The organism is Parafilimonas terrae (genome assembly GCF_900115755.1).
GTDB lineage: Bacteria > Bacteroidota > Bacteroidia > Chitinophagales > Chitinophagaceae > Parafilimonas > Parafilimonas terrae.
The window spans coordinates 109508-128933 of the sequence record NZ_FOXQ01000006.1 but is presented as its reverse complement, the minus strand read 5'-3'; the positions used below and the strand labels follow the sequence as shown (position 1 = coordinate 128933).

Sequence of the window (19426 nt, the reverse complement as noted above, 5' to 3'; positions counted from 1 at the left end):
CTGCCAGCCATTATGTCAACGATCAGTCCTATAGAACGCTTAACCCAAAACAGGATAATACAACTGTTTACCAATCTTGGGTACACTTATTACGGCAATTGGGAAGAGAGGCAAAACAACAGCAATGTAGAAGAAGTTTATTTAAGGCAGTTTCTTGAAAAAAAAGGATACAGTGTGGCCTTGCAGAATAAAGCCATACAAGAAATAACAGCTCTTGCCAAAAGCACTTCAGGCAATATATACGAACGTAATAAACTTTTTTATGAACGCATACGCTATGGCGTAAAAGCCAAAGAAGATATTGGTGAACAGAACCAGACAGTCTTTCCAATTGACTGGGGAGAAGACTGGGAAAATAACGATTTTGGTATTGCCGAAGAAGTTACGTTAAAAGGCAACAACACCCGCCGCCCTGATATAGTTTTGTACATTAATGGTATTGCCATTGCCGTACTTGAATTAAAACGAGGCATTGTAGATATTTCAGAAAGCATACGGCAAAGCATCTCTAATCAACAAGACCGTTTTCATGAATGGTTTTATTCGACAGTTCAGTTTCTTTTTGCCGGCAACAATACACAGGGTTTGCGTTATGGCGCTATTGAAACCCCTGAAAAATATTACCTGAACTGGAAAGAAGATGAAGCAGATAACGAGGATTATAAACTAGATAAATACCTTAAAAAACTTTGCGGCAAACAACGCTTTATCGATATTATTTACAACGGAGTTGTATTTGATGCGGGTATTAAAAAACTACCGCGTCCACATCAATACCTTGGGCTGAAAGAAGCACAGTTATTTGTGCAAAAACAGGAAGGTGGCATTATATGGCATACACAGGGCTCAGGCAAAAGCATTATGATGGTGCTGTTGGCAAAATGGATTTTGGAAAATATTACCAACTCCCGTATGGTTATTTTAACCGATCGTACAGAACTGGATGAACAGATAGAACGCGTTTTCCAGGATACCGGTGAAAAAGATATTGCACGGACGGAATCAGGCAAAGAGTTAATGCAGTTTTTAACCAGTTCAAGGCCAAGGTTAATTTGCTCGCTGCTGCACAAGTTTGTAAAGAAAGGCGATATTGATTATAAGGTTTTCATCGAAGAATTAAAGAACAATCCTATACCAACACAGGGAAATATTTTTGTGTTTGTGGATGAATGCCACCGTTCGCAAAGCGGCAAACTTAATGAAACCATGAAGGTGATGCTACGCAATGCTGTATTCATTGGTTTCACAGGAACGCCGTTATTAAAACAAGACAGAAAAACTACGATGGATGTTTTCGGCAGATATATCCACACTTATAAATTTAATGAAGCGGTTGATGATGGTGTGGTTAAAGACCTTGTATATGAAGGCAGGGATATAGAACAAAAACTATCATCGCAGGAGAGAGTGGATGCCTGGTTTGAAGCCAAAACAAAGGGCTTGAATGATTTCCAGAAATCCGCCTTGAAAAAGAAGTGGGGAACAATGCAGTATTTGCTCAGTTCAAGGTCGAGGATGGATAAAATTGTGCAGGATGTGCTGTTTGATTTCAGTGTACAGCCACGTTTATCATCAGAGCGTGGCAATGCTATTCTTGTTGCCGGCAGCATTTATGAAGCATGCCGCTATTACGAACTTTTCCAGGAAACGCCACTTAAGCACAAATGTGCCGTTATCACATCATACAACCCGAACAACAGCGATATTACAACGGAAGATACAGGCGAGGATACAGAAACCGAAAGGGAATACATTTTTAAAGTGTATGAAAAATTGCTGGTAAATGTTATTCCAAAACCCAATAAAACCAAAACAGAAAGCTACGAAATAGATAACAAGGAATTATTCAGGAAACAGCCTGCAAGAATGAAGCTGCTGATAGTGGTATCAAAACTATTAACCGGTTTTGATGCGCCACCATGCACTTACATCTATATTGACAAAAAGATGCAGGACCATACTTTATTCCAGGCAATTTGCCGTGTAAACAGGCTGGATAGTGATGATAAAGAGTTTGGTTATATTATTGATTACATGGGCTTGTTCGGTAATGTGACAGATGCTATTAATGTTTATACTTCCGAATTAGATGAAGAAAGTTTTACCAAAGAAGAAGTGGAAGTGGTATTGAAAGACCGTTTAAAAATGGCACGTGAGCGATTGGAAGAAGCGCTTGAACAAGTAAAGGAGTTATGCTCGGATGTTCCGTACCCGAAAGATGATTTGAGTTTTATAAAATACTTCTGCGGCAATACTGAAATATCGAAAGATTTAAAAGCTAACGAACATAAACGGGTTGCTTTATATAAACTGATAGTTGCCTACATACGGGCCTATGCGAACATGAACGGTGAATTTACAGAAGCAGGTTTTAATGAAAGGGAAATAAAACATTTTGAGGAAAGGCTTGACTTTTATTTAAAGCTACGCGAAACAATAAGGATTGCCAGCGGAGAAACGCTTGATATGAAGGCTTATGAGGCTGATATGCGGCACCTGATTGATAATTATATACAGGCAGAAGATTCTAAGGTGGTTACTGCTTTTGAAGATATATCGCTGCTCGACCTTATTGAAGCAGATATTAATGGTGCAATTGATGGCTTGCCTGAAGGGATAAAAAATAATAAAGAGGCTGTTGCCGAAACAATAGAAAATAGTGTTCGTTCAAAAATTGTAAAACAACATTTGTTAGATCCCGTTTATTTTGAAAAAATGTCGCATCTGCTGAATGAATTAATTGAAGAAAGAAAGCGGGGCGTTATAGAATATAAAAAATATTTGCAACGCATAGCCGACCTGGTTAAACAGGTAAACAGGGGTATTGGGGATGCTATGCCAGTTTCACTGAAAACACAAGGAGTGAGGGCTATCTACAATTATCTTGGCAACGAAACTTTAGCCCTGGAATGTGATGCGGCCATACATTATGCCAGGAAAGATGGTTTCAGAGAAAATATGCAAAAACAGAATGAGATAAAAGCTGCTATTTATGCAATAGTAAAAGACGAACAAAGTACATTGGATATTTACCAGATTGTTGAAAATAATAAAAGTGATTATTAATGCAGTTGCTGAAGGTAGCAGATATTGCAGTGCAGGTTTCATACAAACCCATTAAAAATGTGCATTTGAGTGTGCATCCACCAGATGGGCGGGTAACTATTTCATCGCCTGAACATATTGCCCTTGATAAGCTTAAAGTATATCTTTTAACCAAACTGCAATGGATAAGGAAAGAGCGTAAAAAAATAATCACTCAGCCAAGAGAAACAGAAAAGTTATACATCACCCGAGAATCGCATTACCTGTTTGGAAAACGCTACCTGTTAAAGATTACGTATTCAGTGAAAGGAACAAAAGTTTTATTACATCATAGTACAATTGAAATATTACTTCCAAAACCATTTGATGCTATTGCAAAACAAAAAGCATTGCACAAATGGTATCGCCAACAACTTGCTTTGAAACTTGATGCTTTGGTTGACAAGTGGCGTAGAATAATCGGGGTTAATCCTTCCGGCTATACAATTAGAACAATGAAAACGAAATGGGGAAGCTGTTCTGACAAGAGTGGCAGGCTTAATTTCAATCTCGAATTAGTAAAGAAACCAATTGAATGCATTGAGTATATTGTAGTTCATGAACTAATGCATTTTTTAAGACGGCACCATGATAAAGATTTTATTGCCCTCATGAACCAATATTTACCTAACTGGCAGTTGAGAAAGAAAAACCTGAATGAATTACCGGTTTGATTTATCCCTATATTATAGGGATAAATCAAAGCTTTTTATTTACCTATCTTCTTCAACTCCTCAATTATCCCATCTTTGTCCTTCAGCATCCTTTCATATAACTCAATAATCTTATCAACAGGGTTAAAAGTTGGATAGTAGTTTATCGCATTTAAAGTTGAAGTATCATTGCTCGTAAAAGTGTTAGAAAAAATATTGATTGCTTTCTCCTCATCAAAATTCTTAATCGCTTCCACCGGTACTTTCAAAGCCTTGGCTACTTCATCCAGCAATTGTGGTTCAATGGATTCTTTGCCTTCCAGTAAGGATATTTTTTTCTGGTTCCAGTCGTCGCCGAGTTCAAGGGCAAGGGTTTCCTGTTTTATGCCCAGCATTTCGCGGATGCGTTTTACGTTGCGGCCTTCGTGTATGGTTTTTTCCATATAATAATAACCTGGTTTAGGGTATAAAGATAAAATAATTACAGCGTTACTTTATTAGTTATAAAGAATATTGAATAACAGGTATGCAGGTTATAAGTCAGCATATATACGTTTACATATTGCAGGCCATAATCCGGATCGAACTAAGGCATCAAGGTTCAACTGCTGAAGAATCATCAGCATAAAGCTAAAATCGACAAAGGAGATTCGCGAACACCATAAAAAATAATAAATATAGTGAGCAATCAAGGCGAATGAGCGAATGTGCTGAAACCGACGAAGGAGGTTCGCGAAGACAATAAAAACAAACATGATGCTGAGCAATATCATTCGCTCTTGATTTTTTCCTGCCCGACTGGCCCCGGTCAGGCGGGGGTACTTTTTTATCAAGAAAAAAGTACAGGAGAAATAAAACATCCTTCCACACCGCGTAAAACAGTAACCACAGGAATAATTTATCCCAAACACAAAACCGTACTTCATGCTAATTAAAACCCATAGCCATGCAAACAGCATATACCCTCAGCGAAGAGGTTTCCAACCGTTTCCTGCAGCTTTTCGAATACCAGCATCCTGCAGAGTTTAAAGAAAACCTGCGCAGGATGTTTATTGATTTCCTGGAAGATCAGCTACGTACCGGTTTGCCATTTTATTTAGATGATTTCTTTTATCCTTTCAATACCCTGCTTGACATACTGGACAAAGCCGGTAAAGAAATTGACGCATTCAAACATGAAGAAGGGCAACCACTTCCTGCTACCGCTAAAGAACAAGTAATTGGCTTTATTAAGGCCAGCATTAATCCGGAAAAGATTTACCTGCTTGCTGAATATAATGATGAGCAGGGTAAGGAGTATTTTGACCTGCTGGTAGTTATTCCTGAAACCACGCAAACCGCTTTCAGCCATTATGAACAGGTAATCTCCATGGCCAGTATTGACAATGCCGTGATCAATGTGTCGCTGCACAAATCAGCTTCCCTGCAGCAACAACTGGAAGCAGGCCATATTTTCTACTCACTGGCCTGCACCAGCCAAAACCTGGTGTATGATGATGGAAAGACAGCGTTTCCCGCACTAAAGCCGGGCATGCTGAAAACAAAAGCAGCTACCGCAAGCCACGAATTTGAGGTAGCCCACCAGCGGGCGGAAAACTTCCTGGAAGGCGCCAGTGATTATTACAGGCGGCATGAAGAAGCTATGGCAACTTTTATGCTGCAACAGGCCGTTGAACTGGATATACGCGGGTTGGTAAAGGCGTTGTCAGGCAACTGCCCCAAAACGCATTGTTTCGCTGAGCTAAAAAAGCCCTTGCGGCGTTATGTGCCTGAATTATGGTACCTGTTGTCAGAGGATGAAGCGGAAGAAAACCGTTTGCTGCGCATACTGGAAAAGGCTTACCTGGAAGCAAGGTATTCGGAGCATTTCAATATAAGTGATAATGATTTCACTTTAATAACTGAAGCCACTAAAAAACTGCATGAACGCACGGGGGAAATATTTCGGCGCAAAATCGCAATGCTTAACGCTGAAACCAACCGGGAAAATAAAGAAGCTCATTGCTGATGTTTTAGCATACCGGCATTAAATTTTTAAGTGATGAATAATGATGATATAATAAGAACAAGGTTTCAGAAGCCTTATCACTATTTAATAAAAGGCAATAAAGATGTTTTGAATAAGTTACGTGCTTTTTTCATCAATTTCCAGTTACATATATGCAGGGAAGAGCTGATCCGCTGGCAGCGGCTGGCACTGGCGAATGATCAAAGTGCCTATGATGAAGCATATATGCGGGAAGACATGATGGATTTTGTGGATGCGCTGCTGAAACTGGCGGAAGCGTTTTGGCTTGTATATGAACTGAACAAACCCAGGTACAGAACCAAAAGAATGTGCCTGCTGTACAACAAGATATATTACCTATGTGAAGAAGAAATAAAAAAACCTGGTAAAGTGGTTCTGCGTTTCTGCAAATTATTCCGGCGTAGCTATGCTGTAATTGAACTGATGGATTTACTGGATGCCGTGGTTACTTATACAGGTGTTAAGAAAGAAACACACCGCAATGTGGTGTTGTTTTACCAGTACCTGAAATGGCTGGTATGCCTGGCTTACAGGCTGGAGAAGAAGCAGGATAAACTGCTTGATACGGGAATGCCGTTTAAAGGCAGCAAACCCATCAACAAGCATTAAGCAATAATGCCCTGCAAGAGTTATAATATATTGAATGGCTTTTGAGCAGCCATAGCGGTACCTGCTCTATACCTTGTATATGTTTAAAGGGAAGCCGGTGAAACCATGCATTCCCATGCACTAACTATGGAGGAAGTATGGAGGAGGGTACAAGGAGATACGGAGGAGCCCTGACCCTTATACCCCCTACATCTCAATTTGTCTCATTCATATTTATTCTTAGGTTTTGATGATTGCTTCTAAATTCTCCTGTTGTCGAAATGACGTTCGATGCGTTTTATATTCTGCAGCCATCTTCAATTTTGTAATCCGGGTTGAAATATTTCTTATTCCCGAACCCCGGCGGGCGGGATGCATTCATTATTCAATCTATATCTACAAAAATATGTTGCTCCTCCGGAGCATTTTTTTAAAAAAGTCAACCGGGCGGGCCTGTCTATGTAAAACCTATAAGGTTTTTTGAAACCTTATAGGTTTTTTTGCTGGTTTTTTATAGCTTTAAATATGAACCCGTACCATCAACCACTTCTGCCCAACCAAACTTATCACCTGTTTTCAAGGGCAACAGGCAGCGAAAAATTATTCCTTTCGCCGGAGAATTATTTCTTTTTTCTAAAAAAATTAAAAGAACATACTGATGGCGTTTGCAAAATATATTGTTATGCCCTGCTGCCTAACCATTTTCATTTATTGGCCAAAATGAACAGCGAAGAAAGTATGATAGCACATTTTGAAAAAGTAAAACAGGTTACTTTCAGCCTGCTGCATCATGATATTTGTGATTTTGCCATGGAACGGTTCAGTAATTTTTTAAACAGCTACACCAAAGCCTTCAATAAAACATACCAGCGTAAGGGGTCTTTGTTTATGGATTATATAAAACGAAGCAGGGCAGGGGCAGAAAGCGATTTGACAGGGTATGTATGGTATATTCATAAAAATGCAGTGCACCACCGGTTAACCAAAACAATAGGCGAATGGCCATTTGACAGTTATAAACCTATATTAAGCAATGCGCCCACAAGCCTGTTGCGCAATGAATTATTGGAATGGTTTGGAGGAAGGGAGGCATATATAAAATTTCACCAGCAGGTGGTTTACCCCAAACCGGAGAATGGCCGGTTTTTAGACTTGTAAGGGGCAAACCTATAAGGTTTTTGAAACCTTATAGGTTTTATATAGGTTTTATATTTTTCAACACCCGCATGCCATTTATACAGCACGCTGCATTTAGGAAGATAATTCTCCCGTAAAGCGTTTACTTTTGCACCTCTTTTTTTAAGGTGTACAAATGAAGATGTATAATTTTAATTCAGGGCCGGCCATATTGCCGGCTGAAGTATTGCAGCAGGCTGCCGAAGCGGTTATAGACTTTAACCATATCGGTTTATCTATTTTGGAGATAGGCCATCGTACGGAATGGTTTGTGAATGTGCTGGAAGAAGCCCGTTCGCTGGTGAAGGAACTGATGCAGTTAGATGATTCATACGAAGTGTTGTATTTGCAGGGCGGTGCTACCCAGCAGTTTATGCAGGTGCCGATGAATTTGCTGGATGAAAAAGCAACGGCTGCTTACTGTGATAACGGCATCTGGGGCGCCAAAGCCATAAAGGAAGCAAAGCTTTTTGGCAATGTGCACATTGCCTGTTCCTCAAAAGACCGGGAACATACATATATACCGAGGGAATTATCTGTGCCGCAGGATTCAGCTTACCTGCATTACACTACCAACAATACGGTGGAAGGCACGCAGTGGAATTTTATTCCTGAAGCCAATGTGCCGCTGGTAGCAGATATGAGCAGTGATATCTTTAGCCGTGAAATGCCTTTTTCAAAATATTCGCTCATATATGCCGGGGCGCAGAAAAATGCAGGCGCTGCGGGCGCAACTATTGTGGTGGTAAAGAAAGATATTTTAGGAAAAGTAAGCAGGGCAATACCTTCCATTTTAAATTACAGCAACCATATTGAGGCAAAATCCCTGATGAATACACCATCAGTTTTTGCTGTATATGTGAGCCTGCTCACGCTGCGCTGGATAAAAAAAGAAGGCGGGTTGCCGGAAATGGAGCGCAGGGCGCAGGAGCGTGCCGATCTTTTTTATGATACACTGGATTCATTGGATGCCTTCATGGGCAAGGTGGATAAGCGCGACAGGAGCTTAATGAATGCAACTTTTACCACGCAAAACCCGGAGCATGAAAAACTGTTTTTGGATATATGTAAAAACAATGGCATGGTGGGCGTAAAGGGCTACAGGACTGTGGGCGGGCTTCGGGTATCTATGTACAATTCTTTACCGTTAAGCAGCGTGCAGGTTTTATGCGACCTGATGAAAGATTTTAATGAAAAGCATGGGTGACAATTATTTAACTTTATAAAAAAAGCATGAATATCCTTCCTGAGAGAATTACGGTTGACAAAAACATCCTGGATGGCAAGCCATCTATAAGGGGTAAGAGAATTTCTGTACAAACTATTCTTGAATTCTTAAGCGCCGGAGAAACCCATGAAGAGATATTACATCAATATCCTTCACTTGAAGAGGAAGATATACAAGCCTGTTTGAAATATGCTGCAAATATTTCAGGCATGAGTTACACTATCCAACCAATTATTGTAAATGCCTAAGTATTTGATTGATGTAAATCTTCCATACTATTTTTCTTTATGGAATAATGCTGATTTCGTGCATCAAAGAGATATTGATGACCAGGCTTCAGATGATGAGGTATGGAATTACGCAAAAAAAAATAACCTGACGATTATATCGAAGGACAAAGATTTTTCACTGATGCTGCTATCGTATGGTCCACCCCCAAAAGTGATACATATAAAATTCGGAAATGTAAAAATGAAAACATTCTTTGAATTATTATCTGGTTGCTGGAAAGACGTAGAAGCACTGATTGCAAGCAACAATCTTGTAAACATTTATAAAACAAAAATTGAGGCGATAGTATAAGTAATGGCAATTATTAAACCGTTTAAAGCATTAAGGCCACAGGCGCAGTTTGCAAAGCAGGTGGCGAGTAAGCCGTATGATGTGTTAACCAGCGCTGAAGCAAAAGTGGAAGCGCAGGGTAATCCCAATTCTTTTCTCCATATTACAAAAAGCGAAATTGATTTACCCGAAAGCACTGATATACACAGCGAACCTGTTTATGAAAAGGCGAAAGAAAACCTGGAAGCATTTCGCAAACGCGATGTGTTGTTTTCAGAAAACAAGGAATGTTTTTATATCTACCGCCTGGTGATGAATGGCAGGAGCCAGGTGGGGCTTGTGGCATTAAGCAGCATTGATGATTATGAAAATAACATCATTAAAAAACATGAACTCACGAGGCCGGATAAAGAGAACGACCGCATTAACCATATAAAAACTACCGGCGCACAAACGGGTAATGTATTTCTGGCTTACCCGGCCAATGCTGAACTGGATGCTTTAATTGACAGTTGGATAAGCAAGAAAAGTTCCGTGTATGATTTTGTAGCGGAAGATGGCATTGCACATACATTATGGATTGTGAGCGATGATAAAGTGATCAGCAGCATACAGGAGATATTTGAGAAAAATATACCCTTCACTTATATTGCCGACGGACATCACCGCGCTGCTTCAGCGGCTAAAGTGCGCAAAAGCTTAGGCGATAAAAGAACACCGGCTTCTGATTATTTTCTTACCACATTATTCCCTTCCAGCCAGTTAGAGATAATGGATTATAACCGCGTGGTTAAAACGCTGAACGGTTTAAGCCAGGAAGATTTCCTGCAAAAGCTGGAAGCAGATTTTACAGTGGAAAAAGCCAACTCTGCTTATAAGCCACAGCAACCGCATACGTTTGGCTTGTATATCGGCAATCAATGGTATAAGCTTGCTTCAAAAGAAGGCAGTTATTCCGAAGACCCGATTGGCGTGCTGGATGTAACCATTCTTCAAAACAATGTGCTGGGCAAATACCTTGGCATAGAAGACCAGCGCACGGATAAGAATATTGATTTCATAGGTGGTATCCGCGGCCTGAATGAACTGGAAAAAAGGGTAAACAGCGGCGAATGTGTAATGGCATTCAGCATTTATCCCGTAACCATACAGCAGTTGTTTGATATAGCCGACAGCGGCAGCATTATGCCGCCCAAAAGCACCTGGTTTGAACCCAAACTGAGGGACGGGCTTGTTACCCATCTTATATATGAATAAATTTAACGGGTGATTGATGCTAATGGGCATGATATTTTATGAAGAAAGCGTTTTGATTTCTTTATGATTAAAAGCCGGTATATGAAAAGAGTTTTTTTATTGATTGCTTTGCTTTACAGTTCGCAGTTATTATATGCGCAGCAAACAGTTGAATCCATTCGCAAGCAGGCTACGGCGGCTGCGCAGCAGCAGGATTTTTCCGGCGCTATTCAAACACTCGAACAGGGGCTTGAGCAATACCCTGATAATATTGACCTGCTAAAAGACGAGGCTTATATCGCTTTTATCAGCAGGGATTATCAGCGTTCCATAAAAATAGGTAAATCACTTACAGGCCGTGATGATGCTGATGTGCAAAGCTACCAGATACTCGGCATGGCATATAAGGCCATAGCAGCTTATAAGGATGCGGATAAAATGTATAAGGCTGCACTGAAAAAATTCCCTAAGAGCGGTGTTTTATACAGTGAATATGGCGACATGTACACGCAGTACAATAATAAGCGTGAAGCCATCAACCAATGGGAGAAAGGCATTGCCGCCGATCCCAGTTACAGCGGCAATTATTATTATGCCTGTAAATATTATGCTGATAACAACAATATTTTCTGGAGTAATATTTATGGTGAGATATTCATAAACATTGAAACGCTTACCAAACGCACTACTGAAATAAAAACTGTATTACTGAACAATTATAAAGGCTTGTTTAATAATAAAGCCAATATTGAGGAACTGAAAAATAACGGCAATGATTTTGAAAAAGCTGTTGCATCATCTATGCTTGCCGTTATGGAAAACGAAAGCGGCGATATATCGCCTGAAATGATAACTGCATTCCGGGCAAGGTTTTTATTGAACTGGTCAAATACAAACGCCAATAATTATCCTTATAAATTATTCGACCTGCAATTGAAATTAATGCGTGATGGCATGTTTGATGCTTACAACCAATGGTTGTTCGGGCAGGCCATCAACAAGAATAAATATGACAACTGGGTTTACACGCACGATGAGGAAATGCAGAGCTTCACGCAATACCAGCGCAATGTTTTATTTAAAATGCCGCCGGAACAATATTATGGCAGGATGTAATATCTGTCAACAGTTGTTCTTTCAAGGAAACCTGTTATAAAGTACCTGGCCGTTTATTTATAATGAGCTCCATACAAATTGGGACATAGAAATTTCTTAATACCTGATCTTTATTTTCTGAAGATTTCTTTCAATTAAAACATAACTGAAAAAACTGGCGCAGCATGCAATGAGCAGGAACACATAAAACTGCGCATATTGGGGAATATGCAGCTTAGGCATTCCGGCAATCTTTAAAAAAAGAAGATGAAATAAATACATGCTGAAACTTATAACACCAAGAAAACGAATGGCAGTAATCTCAAAGAAACTTCTTAAAAAATTCAGGCTGCCATACTTAACTGCCATTAAAATAACACACCATACAATAGCATAAGGCAAATAAAATATGGAATCTGCTATCGGGTATTTTTCACCGGGTTTCAGAAACAGGCAGGTATATACAGATGGAATACTTATAATAATGAGCAAACAACAAAACAGGCCCGCATATCCTAAACCTTTGCTTTTAAAAAGCTGCAGGTTGTGGCGTTTTTCCAACACTACTTCATAAATAGATAATAAGGTGCCTGAGAGAAATATAGGGAGATAGCGTACGAGCGTAATTTCATCGTATTTATTGCGCATTTGCAGGTAAACAGATACAATCATTATCGCTAAAATAAATGCAGTTACTTTTTTCAGGTCCCATCGTAAAGCATAATTGCAAAAAGCCATTATTAGCGGCGAAATAAAATAGTACTTAAACTCTACTGCAATACTCCAGAAAATACCAAGTCCCTGTTGCAGTGTAAGGTGCCTGAATATGGTTGGTAAATCATGTATAGGCGATCCAAAACCAACTTTATAACATAAATAAAAAGTAAATAAAGCAATAACATACATCGGGTAGATACGCATAAACCGGCGCAGAAAATAATTCATCCAGAATTTAATATTGGCCTTTCCGTTTACGAAGCCAACAATAATTTGCCGGTCTAATAAATAAGCGCTAAGGACAAAAAATAAAAAAACACCCGGCTTCCCCATTCCTGAAAAGTCTGCATGCTGGAAAGCATATATTTTATCAAGACTGGCATGGCTTACGATAACAAGTAAAACAGCAAGCCCGCGCAAACCGTCCAGCGCTTTAAAATGGTCCTTTTTATCATCGTATGGAAAAATAAGTTTGCGTACATTGAAATTGCGGCTATTGATTTTATTCATTATGCTGATCGGATTTGTTTCATGGGGTGATTATAATAAGTCAATTCATTTTGGTAGTACAAACATATTAAATACAACGCCGTTTTAATGCATTTTTTTATCATTAATAATGCTATAGGAAAAAACCGGTTTTAATGTAAGGCATTATAGCCCCAGCAGTTGCAGGGTCTTCTCGTCTTTCTTCCCGTTAAAGAATTTATCCAGCACAAGCTGGAAAACCTTATCAGCATTGGGCACTAATGAAAATAAGGTCATGCTTGATCTTAGTTTAACGGCATCAGAGCCTCCAAATATTTCACGGGCATTATTGGTATCAAGAGTTAAGAGCACGTTGGATATTTCAACCAGGCGCAAGCCCAGCACAGGATGATTTAAATAAGCGGCTGCTTCATCCATATCTTTTATACCATATTCCATGGAAACGCTGGTAAAGCCCAGGCCTAAAACCTGTGGAAATATGTACCACATCCAATGGGTTTCTTTTTTGCCGTTTTTTATTTCGTTTAATGCAATGTTGTATTCCGCTTCCTGCGCTTCAACAAACCTTTCAAGATTATATGTATCGTTAGATGATTGTGCCATTTAAAATGATGTTGAATTAAGCAAATGTATAAAAGTATCCCGCACTATCGGGAAGCTGGTTGAATTGTTTGTTTAAAAACTTTATATGAACCGGTATATTGGGCGTTGTTCTATTACATTCCCGTTATAAAGCAATGTAAGTATAAAACACAGCTAACCCCGTTAATTGTAATCATGGCGACAGAAGAAATCCCCGGCAAATTTGAGGGCCTTGAATAATCATTTTTGAGCCTGCATTATTTATGAATATTCTCCGCCATTTGCACATCATTCAATACATCAGCCCTTAACATTTGCCAGTGAAAAGTTTTATAGAAATTTTCTGCGTTCTCTTTTCCTCCCTGCTGGCTTAGATGAACCAGCGGCATATCGTTATATAAAGGCCGTGTAATGCTGATAATTGCATCCCAGTGCTTCAATGCATTTTGAAGATGCATAACAGCGTCCCGCTTATATTTTTCATCGCCGGTTGTGCGATAAGTTTGCAATGCAATACCGCCTTTTATCTTCGCGGCAAAATGCAAACCGAGATAACTCCATGTTTTTATATCGGCTACCTCATACATCAATGCTTTATTGTTTTTTGCGCTGATGTTTTGCACAAGCTGCAATGCTTTATTGCAATCCCTTTCAAGCATGGCTGCAAGCTGTGGCGGCGTTGTTTTTGCTTTATCAAAACTTTGCCCGGCCTGAACCTGCTGAACATAATCTTTTATGGATACATAATCCGTATCAAGCGGCGGCTGATTTATTAACCGTTCAACAGAAATATAGCTTACATTTTTGGTAGCTGCATCTAATGCCATCATGCCTTCGGTATATAGAGTAAAGTCCCAGCCGCAATCAAAATCTGATGCAATGCGCAAAGCAGTTGAACCGGCCAATGAAGAAGCTTCCGGCAGTTGTTTGCCCTGCACACCATAACGGCGTGTAAATTCAGCATTGAATATAGCGTCATCCTGCAACGGGTTATATAATAATCTTCCCCATAATTTATAAAACAACCATTGCCGTTCAAATGCATAATGCCAGGGAAGATCATTCTTGTCTTTGGTGAAATAATCTTTGGCAGGAATATAGGTTTCAGAGCCAATTGTATAACCACCGCACCATGACTGGCTGTTGTTTAAAATATGTTCCCGCACAAAAGAAGGCACGCCCCACCGCAGGCAAAAGAAGTCTTCATTACGGGCCGTCCAGGTAACCTTATATACTTCCGGTTCCGGTTTAAAATAGGTATCATACAATTTGCCGCCATGCACCTTAATGAGTTTTGTGGTGGAATGTGCATGCGACCAGTTGAATTTAAGATCAGCCCAAACAGGCATTTCCATAAAGCCCATTGCAGCTTCCTGTTTTATCGCATTGCGGGTAAGTTTTTCGGTTTCAATACTCGTAATGCCCAGTGACCCCGTAGTGCTTGAAAACGGTATGCGGTGTATAAGTTTCGATTTACGGTTAGCCTGCCGCATGCCTTCAATAATGGTTTCTTTCATCCAGTCTTCGCGCTGTTGCGGCGTCATCTCCGCCATGCCTTCACCAAGGGTAAGCCCCATACCGGTAAGCTCAGGATATTCTTCCAGCATTTGCGTTACGCATTCGCGGGTGTATTGTTTTATAATAGCCGAGGTATCGCCCCTTACAAAATAATCATGCTGCAGGTTATCCATAGCAACATTATGCGCTTTGGCAAATTCAGGCGTTACAAATATGTTGAACGGAATGATGTAGGTATCAATCGCCCTTTCATGCGCCATGCGCATAATGGCGTGAAAAAGTGTTTGCCAGGCTTTCATCTCATCATCATTCCAGGGGCTGGCTTCAGGGAAATTTTTGGGTTTGATAAGAAAAGTATAAGGATGCAGGTTCCATAGGGTGAGCGCATTAAAACGGTTCTCTGCCATCATGTCTAAAAATGCTTTCCAGTAAGCCGTATCACGGCAGGTGGTATCGTGCAATGAAAGCGCATAACTGTGGCGGTATGTGTCCCAGGGCAGGTCGTATTTAATAGCCCGGAAAGCAAGAAAAGCTTTCTCCTTTTTTGGTTGGATATTTTCTAAAGCAATGCCGTTGCGCAGGTCTTCCACCACAGAAAGACATCCATAAATCAATGCCCTGTCGCTGCCGCCTGTGATGCTGACCGAATGATTACTATTGTTAACAGAAAAACTTTCCAATGCATAGGCTGAGGTATCAGTGATCAATTGTATTGTATAAACATTGGCTGACCTATCCTGCTTTAAAGCTTCAGACAGGCGCGTTACCGCATAACGCTGGCGTGCGGAAGTTGTATCGTATTGAAAAGTTTGTGATAAACAATTGCCGGCAACCAGCAATAATCCCATAATAAAAGCAATGCTTTTTTTGAACTCTGACATATAGCAACAGGCGGCAATAATGCCGTTATTTTAAAAGCTATAAAGTTAGGGGCTGATGATGAACGGGGAAAGATTATAGTTTATAATTTAAATGCCATGCATAAACATCAATTCCGGCATCATCATATTGTTAGCAGATAATGCCGGAATTAAAATAAATAGAATTTAACCTGTTGTGAAATAATAACTTTTAATACCTGTCCCAGAAAAATGGCGGTTCAATTTGCAAGGCCCTCAGGTAAACATAACCCTGTCCACGGTGATGTATTTCATTGTCTATGAAATAAAGAATATGATTGATAATGGTTAGTTCATATTCACCAAACAATTTAAATTTTTCATGAAAACGCTCTTCCGGAATCTGATTGAAATATTCAGTGATTTTTGGAGTGGCTTCATCCCAATGCTGCAGAAGCGCTGCCTTGGTTTGTATTGAAGAACCAGGATTGAAGGGCTCAGCTTCATTTGTTGCAATGGCTTTTAAGCCAGGCACGGCAATAGCGAGTAATTCTTTTGCCAGGTCTGCAAAAGTCCGCATGCCACCGATGCTGAATTCAAACAATTCTTTTTCTGGAAATTTTTCAATTGCTTTTCTTGTAAGGCCGCGGTGTGCTAACCAATGCTGCAGCATTTCATCTTTGGTAATAATTGGTTTTGTGCTCATTATTTTTATTTTAAAGTTATTGTACAAAATTCGGAAGCCCTGGTGACAACAGTATGTCAGCAGTAAAAATTTGTACATGAATTTTTTGGCTTATTTTAACCACATAGCATTTACTTAACACGGGCCGCTGCTTCTCATTTATGTAAAATTTAGCCACAGATGCACAGATTAAAAGCCGTGCATCTATGGCTATGAATATTGCTTTTGTTTCTGGTGGTTTAATTTAACCACATAGTAATTACTTAACACGGGCCGTTGCTCTTCATTTATGTAAAGTTTAGCCACAGATGCACAGATTAAAAACCGTGCATCTATGGCTGATGAATATTGCTTAACACGGGCCATTTCTCTCATTTATATAAAGTTTAGCCACAGGCACAAATCGAAATCTGTGCATCTGGCTATAAATATTTCCTCTGCTTCCGTATGGTTTATTTCAAAAAACTGAATAAGCTTATTTATTCGTATTCTTGTTCACTGATTCATTTCATTATTCCTGAAGTATTTTTAAGCATGAAACTGAAAGCTATTTTAGTTATTACCGCGGCATTTTTTTCTTTTACTGTTTTTTCACAGTCGTGGCTTCCTGAAAAAAATAACAGCAAGCTTAAAGTGCAGCCTGCGGTGCAGCCCAAGGCTTACGCATTCAACTTGAAAGATGTGCGGCTGATTGATAACAGCCCTTTTAAACATGCTATGGAAATTGATGGCGGTTACTTATTGTCTTTAAGCGCTGACAGGTTACTTACCCGTTTTTATATAAACTCAGGTTTGCCGCCGAAGGATAGCGTTTATGGCGGGTGGGAGAGTGAAGGGCTTTCGGGCCATACATTAGGACATTATTTATCTGCCCTTTCAATGATGTATGCCTCCACCGGCAACGAACATTTTAAACAACGGGTGGATTATATTGTTGACGAGCTGACCAGGTGCCAGGCTGCAAGAAAAACAGGTTATGTGGGCGCTATTCCCAACGAAGATTCTATTTTTTATAAAGTGCAGCGCGGTGATATTAAGAGCGGTGGTTTTGATTTGAATGGCGGCTGGAGCCCCTGGTACACTGTGCATAAAGTAATGGCAGGTTTAGTGGATGCTTATTTGTATACTGATAACAATAAGGCATTGGATATTGTGACAAAGATGGCTGACTGGACAGCGTCTATTGTTGACCCGTTGAATGAAGCGCAACGCCAGAAGATGTTGAAGTGTGAATTTGGCGGTATGAACGATGTGCTGGCAAATATTTATGCCATTACAGGCAATAAAAAATACCTCGATCTTTCCTATAAATTTTATGATGATTTTGTTATGCAGCCATTAGCTGAAGGTAAGCCCGATCCGCTTGCAGGCAGGCATTCCAACACTAATATTCCAAAAGCCATTGGCAGTGCCAGGCAATATGAGTTAACGGCAAACAAAAGCGATGAAACCATTGCAAGCCGCGCATGGAATATTGTGGTGGATAATCATAGTTATGTAACGGGCGGTAACGGCAACTATGAATATCTCGGCCAGCCCGGCAAACTGAACGATGCCCTTAGCGATAACACTGCAGAAAGCTGCTGTATTTATAATATGCTTAAACTTACAGGGCATCTGTTTTCGTGGCAGCCAAAGGCGAGCCTGATGGATTATTATGAACGTGCATTATATAATGATATTCTTGCTTCGCAAAACCCTCATAATGCAATGATGCTGTATTTTGAACCGCTGCGTATGGGCGCTAAAAAACAATTCAGTGATTCAACCAATACGTTTACCTGCTGCGTGGGCAGCGGTATGGAAAATCATTCCAAATACACGGAAGATATTTATTTTGAAGGCGCCGGCGGAAGCTTATATATCAACCTTTTTATTCCGTCCCAGCTTAACTGGAGAAGTAAAAATGTAACTATAACACAGCATACAACTTATCCTGAAAACGGAACAACATCCGTTGTTATATCAACAAAAAAAACAGTTGCATTCGCGGTTAAAATACGCCAGCCGTGGTGGGCAACAACCAGCGCCATAATAAAAGTGAACGGTAAAGAAGTTAAAGCTGAAAAAGATGCTGAAGGCTTTCTTGTCATCAATAAAAAATGGAATGATAATGACAGGATTGATATTGCTTTTGATATGAGTTTATATACCGAAAGCATGCCCGATAATAAAAACCGTGTGGCTTTATTATATGGCCCGCTGGTGCTGGCAGGTAATCTGGGCGATACTATGCCTGATCCTGTTTACGGCACGCCGGTTTTATTAACGGATAACAGGAATGTGAGCGACTGGGTTGTGAAAGATAAAACGGCACCGCTTACTTTTCATACGAAAAATACGGGCAAACCTTTTGATGTAACGCTCACGCCTTTTTATAAGAATATCGATAATCATTACAGTGTTTACTGGGATTATTTTACTAATGCGGACTGGGCTGCAAGGCAGGCTGAATATGAGGCGGAGAAAAAGCACCAGCAGGAAATAGAAGCGCAAACCATTGATAACTTCCGCATTGGTGAAATGCAGCCGGAACGCGACCATAATTTAAAATCAAGCGAGCAATCTTACGTTGACCAGGCTTATGGCCGCTCCGGCCGTGAAGTGAGAAGAGATGGTTTCTTTTCGTTTGATATGAAGGTTGATAACAATAAGCCGGTGGCATTACTATTTACTTATATCGGCGACGATAAAAACAGGAGCTTTGATATCTTGGTTGATGAAGTAAAGATTGCCTCCGTGGAATTGAGCGGAAAAGCAACCGGCAAATTTTATGATGAAGCATATTCAATACCGGAAGGCCTGTTAAAAGATAAATCAACTATTAATGTAAAAGTATTATCAACCAATGGCAAAACTGCAGGGCGTGTTTTTGGTGTGAGGACGATAAGGAAGTGGTGATGTATAATTAATACAAAACGTTGTTTGCATTTAATACAGATACTT

General features: G+C 40.0%; 16 protein-coding genes. 11 read left to right on the top strand and 5 right to left on the bottom strand.

Annotation, left to right across the window (positions count from 1 at the left end; all coding sequences use genetic code 11):
* The first annotated feature begins 12 nt into the window (after positions 1-12).
* Positions 13-3066: a type I restriction endonuclease subunit R gene (locus BM015_RS11415; RefSeq protein WP_090658442.1), complete on the top strand. Its 3054-nt coding sequence runs from the start codon at positions 13-15 to the stop codon at positions 3064-3066.
* A complete protein-coding gene (locus BM015_RS11410) occupies positions 3066-3758 on the top strand; it encodes a M48 family metallopeptidase (protein WP_090658441.1) in 693 nt (230 codons plus the stop codon). Before BM015_RS11415 ends, BM015_RS11410 begins: the two co-directional genes overlap by 1 nt.
* A 35-nt stretch (positions 3759-3793) precedes the next feature.
* Here BM015_RS11410 and BM015_RS11405 read toward each other — a convergent pair whose 3' ends face one another.
* Positions 3794-4180: a helix-turn-helix domain-containing protein gene (locus BM015_RS11405; protein ID WP_090658439.1), complete on the bottom strand. Its 387-nt coding sequence runs from the start codon at positions 4178-4180 to the stop codon at positions 3794-3796.
* Between the two features lie 503 nt (positions 4181-4683).
* Between BM015_RS11405 and BM015_RS11400 the strand changes: the two genes are divergently transcribed.
* The 8 genes from BM015_RS11400 (at position 4684) to BM015_RS11365 (ending at position 11671) form a co-directional block, all read left to right on the top strand.
* Complete coding sequence (locus BM015_RS11400; protein ID WP_090658437.1) at positions 4684-5745, top strand: HEPN domain-containing protein; 1062 nt, start codon at positions 4684-4686, stop codon at positions 5743-5745.
* 33 nt (positions 5746-5778) lie between these two features.
* Complete coding sequence (locus tag BM015_RS11395; protein WP_090658433.1) at positions 5779-6375, top strand: hypothetical protein; 597 nt, start codon at positions 5779-5781, stop codon at positions 6373-6375.
* A gap of 504 nt (positions 6376-6879) precedes the next feature.
* A complete protein-coding gene (locus tag BM015_RS11390) occupies positions 6880-7512 on the top strand; it encodes a hypothetical protein (RefSeq protein ID WP_090658430.1) in 633 nt (210 codons plus the stop codon).
* Positions 7513-7666: 154 nt separating this feature from the next.
* Positions 7667-8737: a 3-phosphoserine/phosphohydroxythreonine transaminase gene (gene serC, locus BM015_RS11385; RefSeq protein WP_090658428.1), complete on the top strand. Its 1071-nt coding sequence runs from the start codon at positions 7667-7669 to the stop codon at positions 8735-8737.
* A gap of 26 nt (positions 8738-8763) precedes the next feature.
* The gene (locus BM015_RS11380; RefSeq protein WP_090658426.1) at positions 8764-9006 is read left to right on the top strand and encodes a DUF433 domain-containing protein; all 243 of its coding nucleotides are present in this window, start codon (positions 8764-8766) and stop codon (positions 9004-9006) included.
* Positions 8999-9340 (top strand): DUF5615 family PIN-like protein, encoded by a 342-nt coding sequence (locus BM015_RS11375; protein WP_090658424.1) that lies wholly within the window; start codon positions 8999-9001, stop codon positions 9338-9340. The genes BM015_RS11380 and BM015_RS11375 overlap by 8 nt, the downstream gene beginning before the upstream one ends.
* Positions 9341-9343: 3 nt before the next feature.
* Positions 9344-10576, top strand: coding sequence for a DUF1015 domain-containing protein (locus BM015_RS11370; protein ID WP_090658422.1), 1233 nt, complete (start codon positions 9344-9346; stop codon positions 10574-10576).
* 81 nt (positions 10577-10657) lie between these two features.
* Positions 10658-11671 carry a tetratricopeptide repeat protein gene (locus tag BM015_RS11365; protein ID WP_143075830.1) on the top strand — a complete coding sequence of 338 codons (1014 nt, stop codon included), beginning with the start codon at positions 10658-10660 and terminating at the stop codon, positions 11669-11671.
* 96 nt (positions 11672-11767) lie between these two features.
* Here the strand turns inward: BM015_RS11365 and BM015_RS11360 are convergent, their stop codons facing one another.
* From BM015_RS11360 to BM015_RS11345, 4 genes are all read right to left on the bottom strand, one after another.
* Positions 11768-12877 (bottom strand): acyltransferase family protein, encoded by a 1110-nt coding sequence (locus BM015_RS11360; protein ID WP_090658416.1) that lies wholly within the window; start codon positions 12875-12877, stop codon positions 11768-11770.
* 144 nt (positions 12878-13021) lie between these two features.
* Positions 13022-13459 (bottom strand): DUF1810 domain-containing protein, encoded by a 438-nt coding sequence (locus tag BM015_RS11355; protein WP_090658414.1) that lies wholly within the window; start codon positions 13457-13459, stop codon positions 13022-13024.
* A 236-nt stretch (positions 13460-13695) separates the two neighbouring features.
* Positions 13696-15804 carry a beta-N-acetylhexosaminidase family protein gene (locus BM015_RS11350; RefSeq protein ID WP_218148483.1) on the bottom strand — a complete coding sequence of 703 codons (2109 nt, stop codon included), beginning with the start codon at positions 15802-15804 and terminating at the stop codon, positions 13696-13698.
* Between the two features lie 223 nt (positions 15805-16027).
* Positions 16028-16501: a DinB family protein gene (locus BM015_RS11345; RefSeq protein ID WP_177191885.1), complete on the bottom strand. Its 474-nt coding sequence runs from the start codon at positions 16499-16501 to the stop codon at positions 16028-16030.
* A 513-nt stretch (positions 16502-17014) separates the two neighbouring features.
* Between BM015_RS11345 and BM015_RS11340 the strand changes: the two genes are divergently transcribed.
* Positions 17015-19381, top strand: coding sequence for a glycoside hydrolase family 127 protein (locus tag BM015_RS11340; RefSeq protein WP_090658796.1), 2367 nt, complete (start codon positions 17015-17017; stop codon positions 19379-19381).
* Positions 19382-19426: the final 45 nt, after the last annotated feature.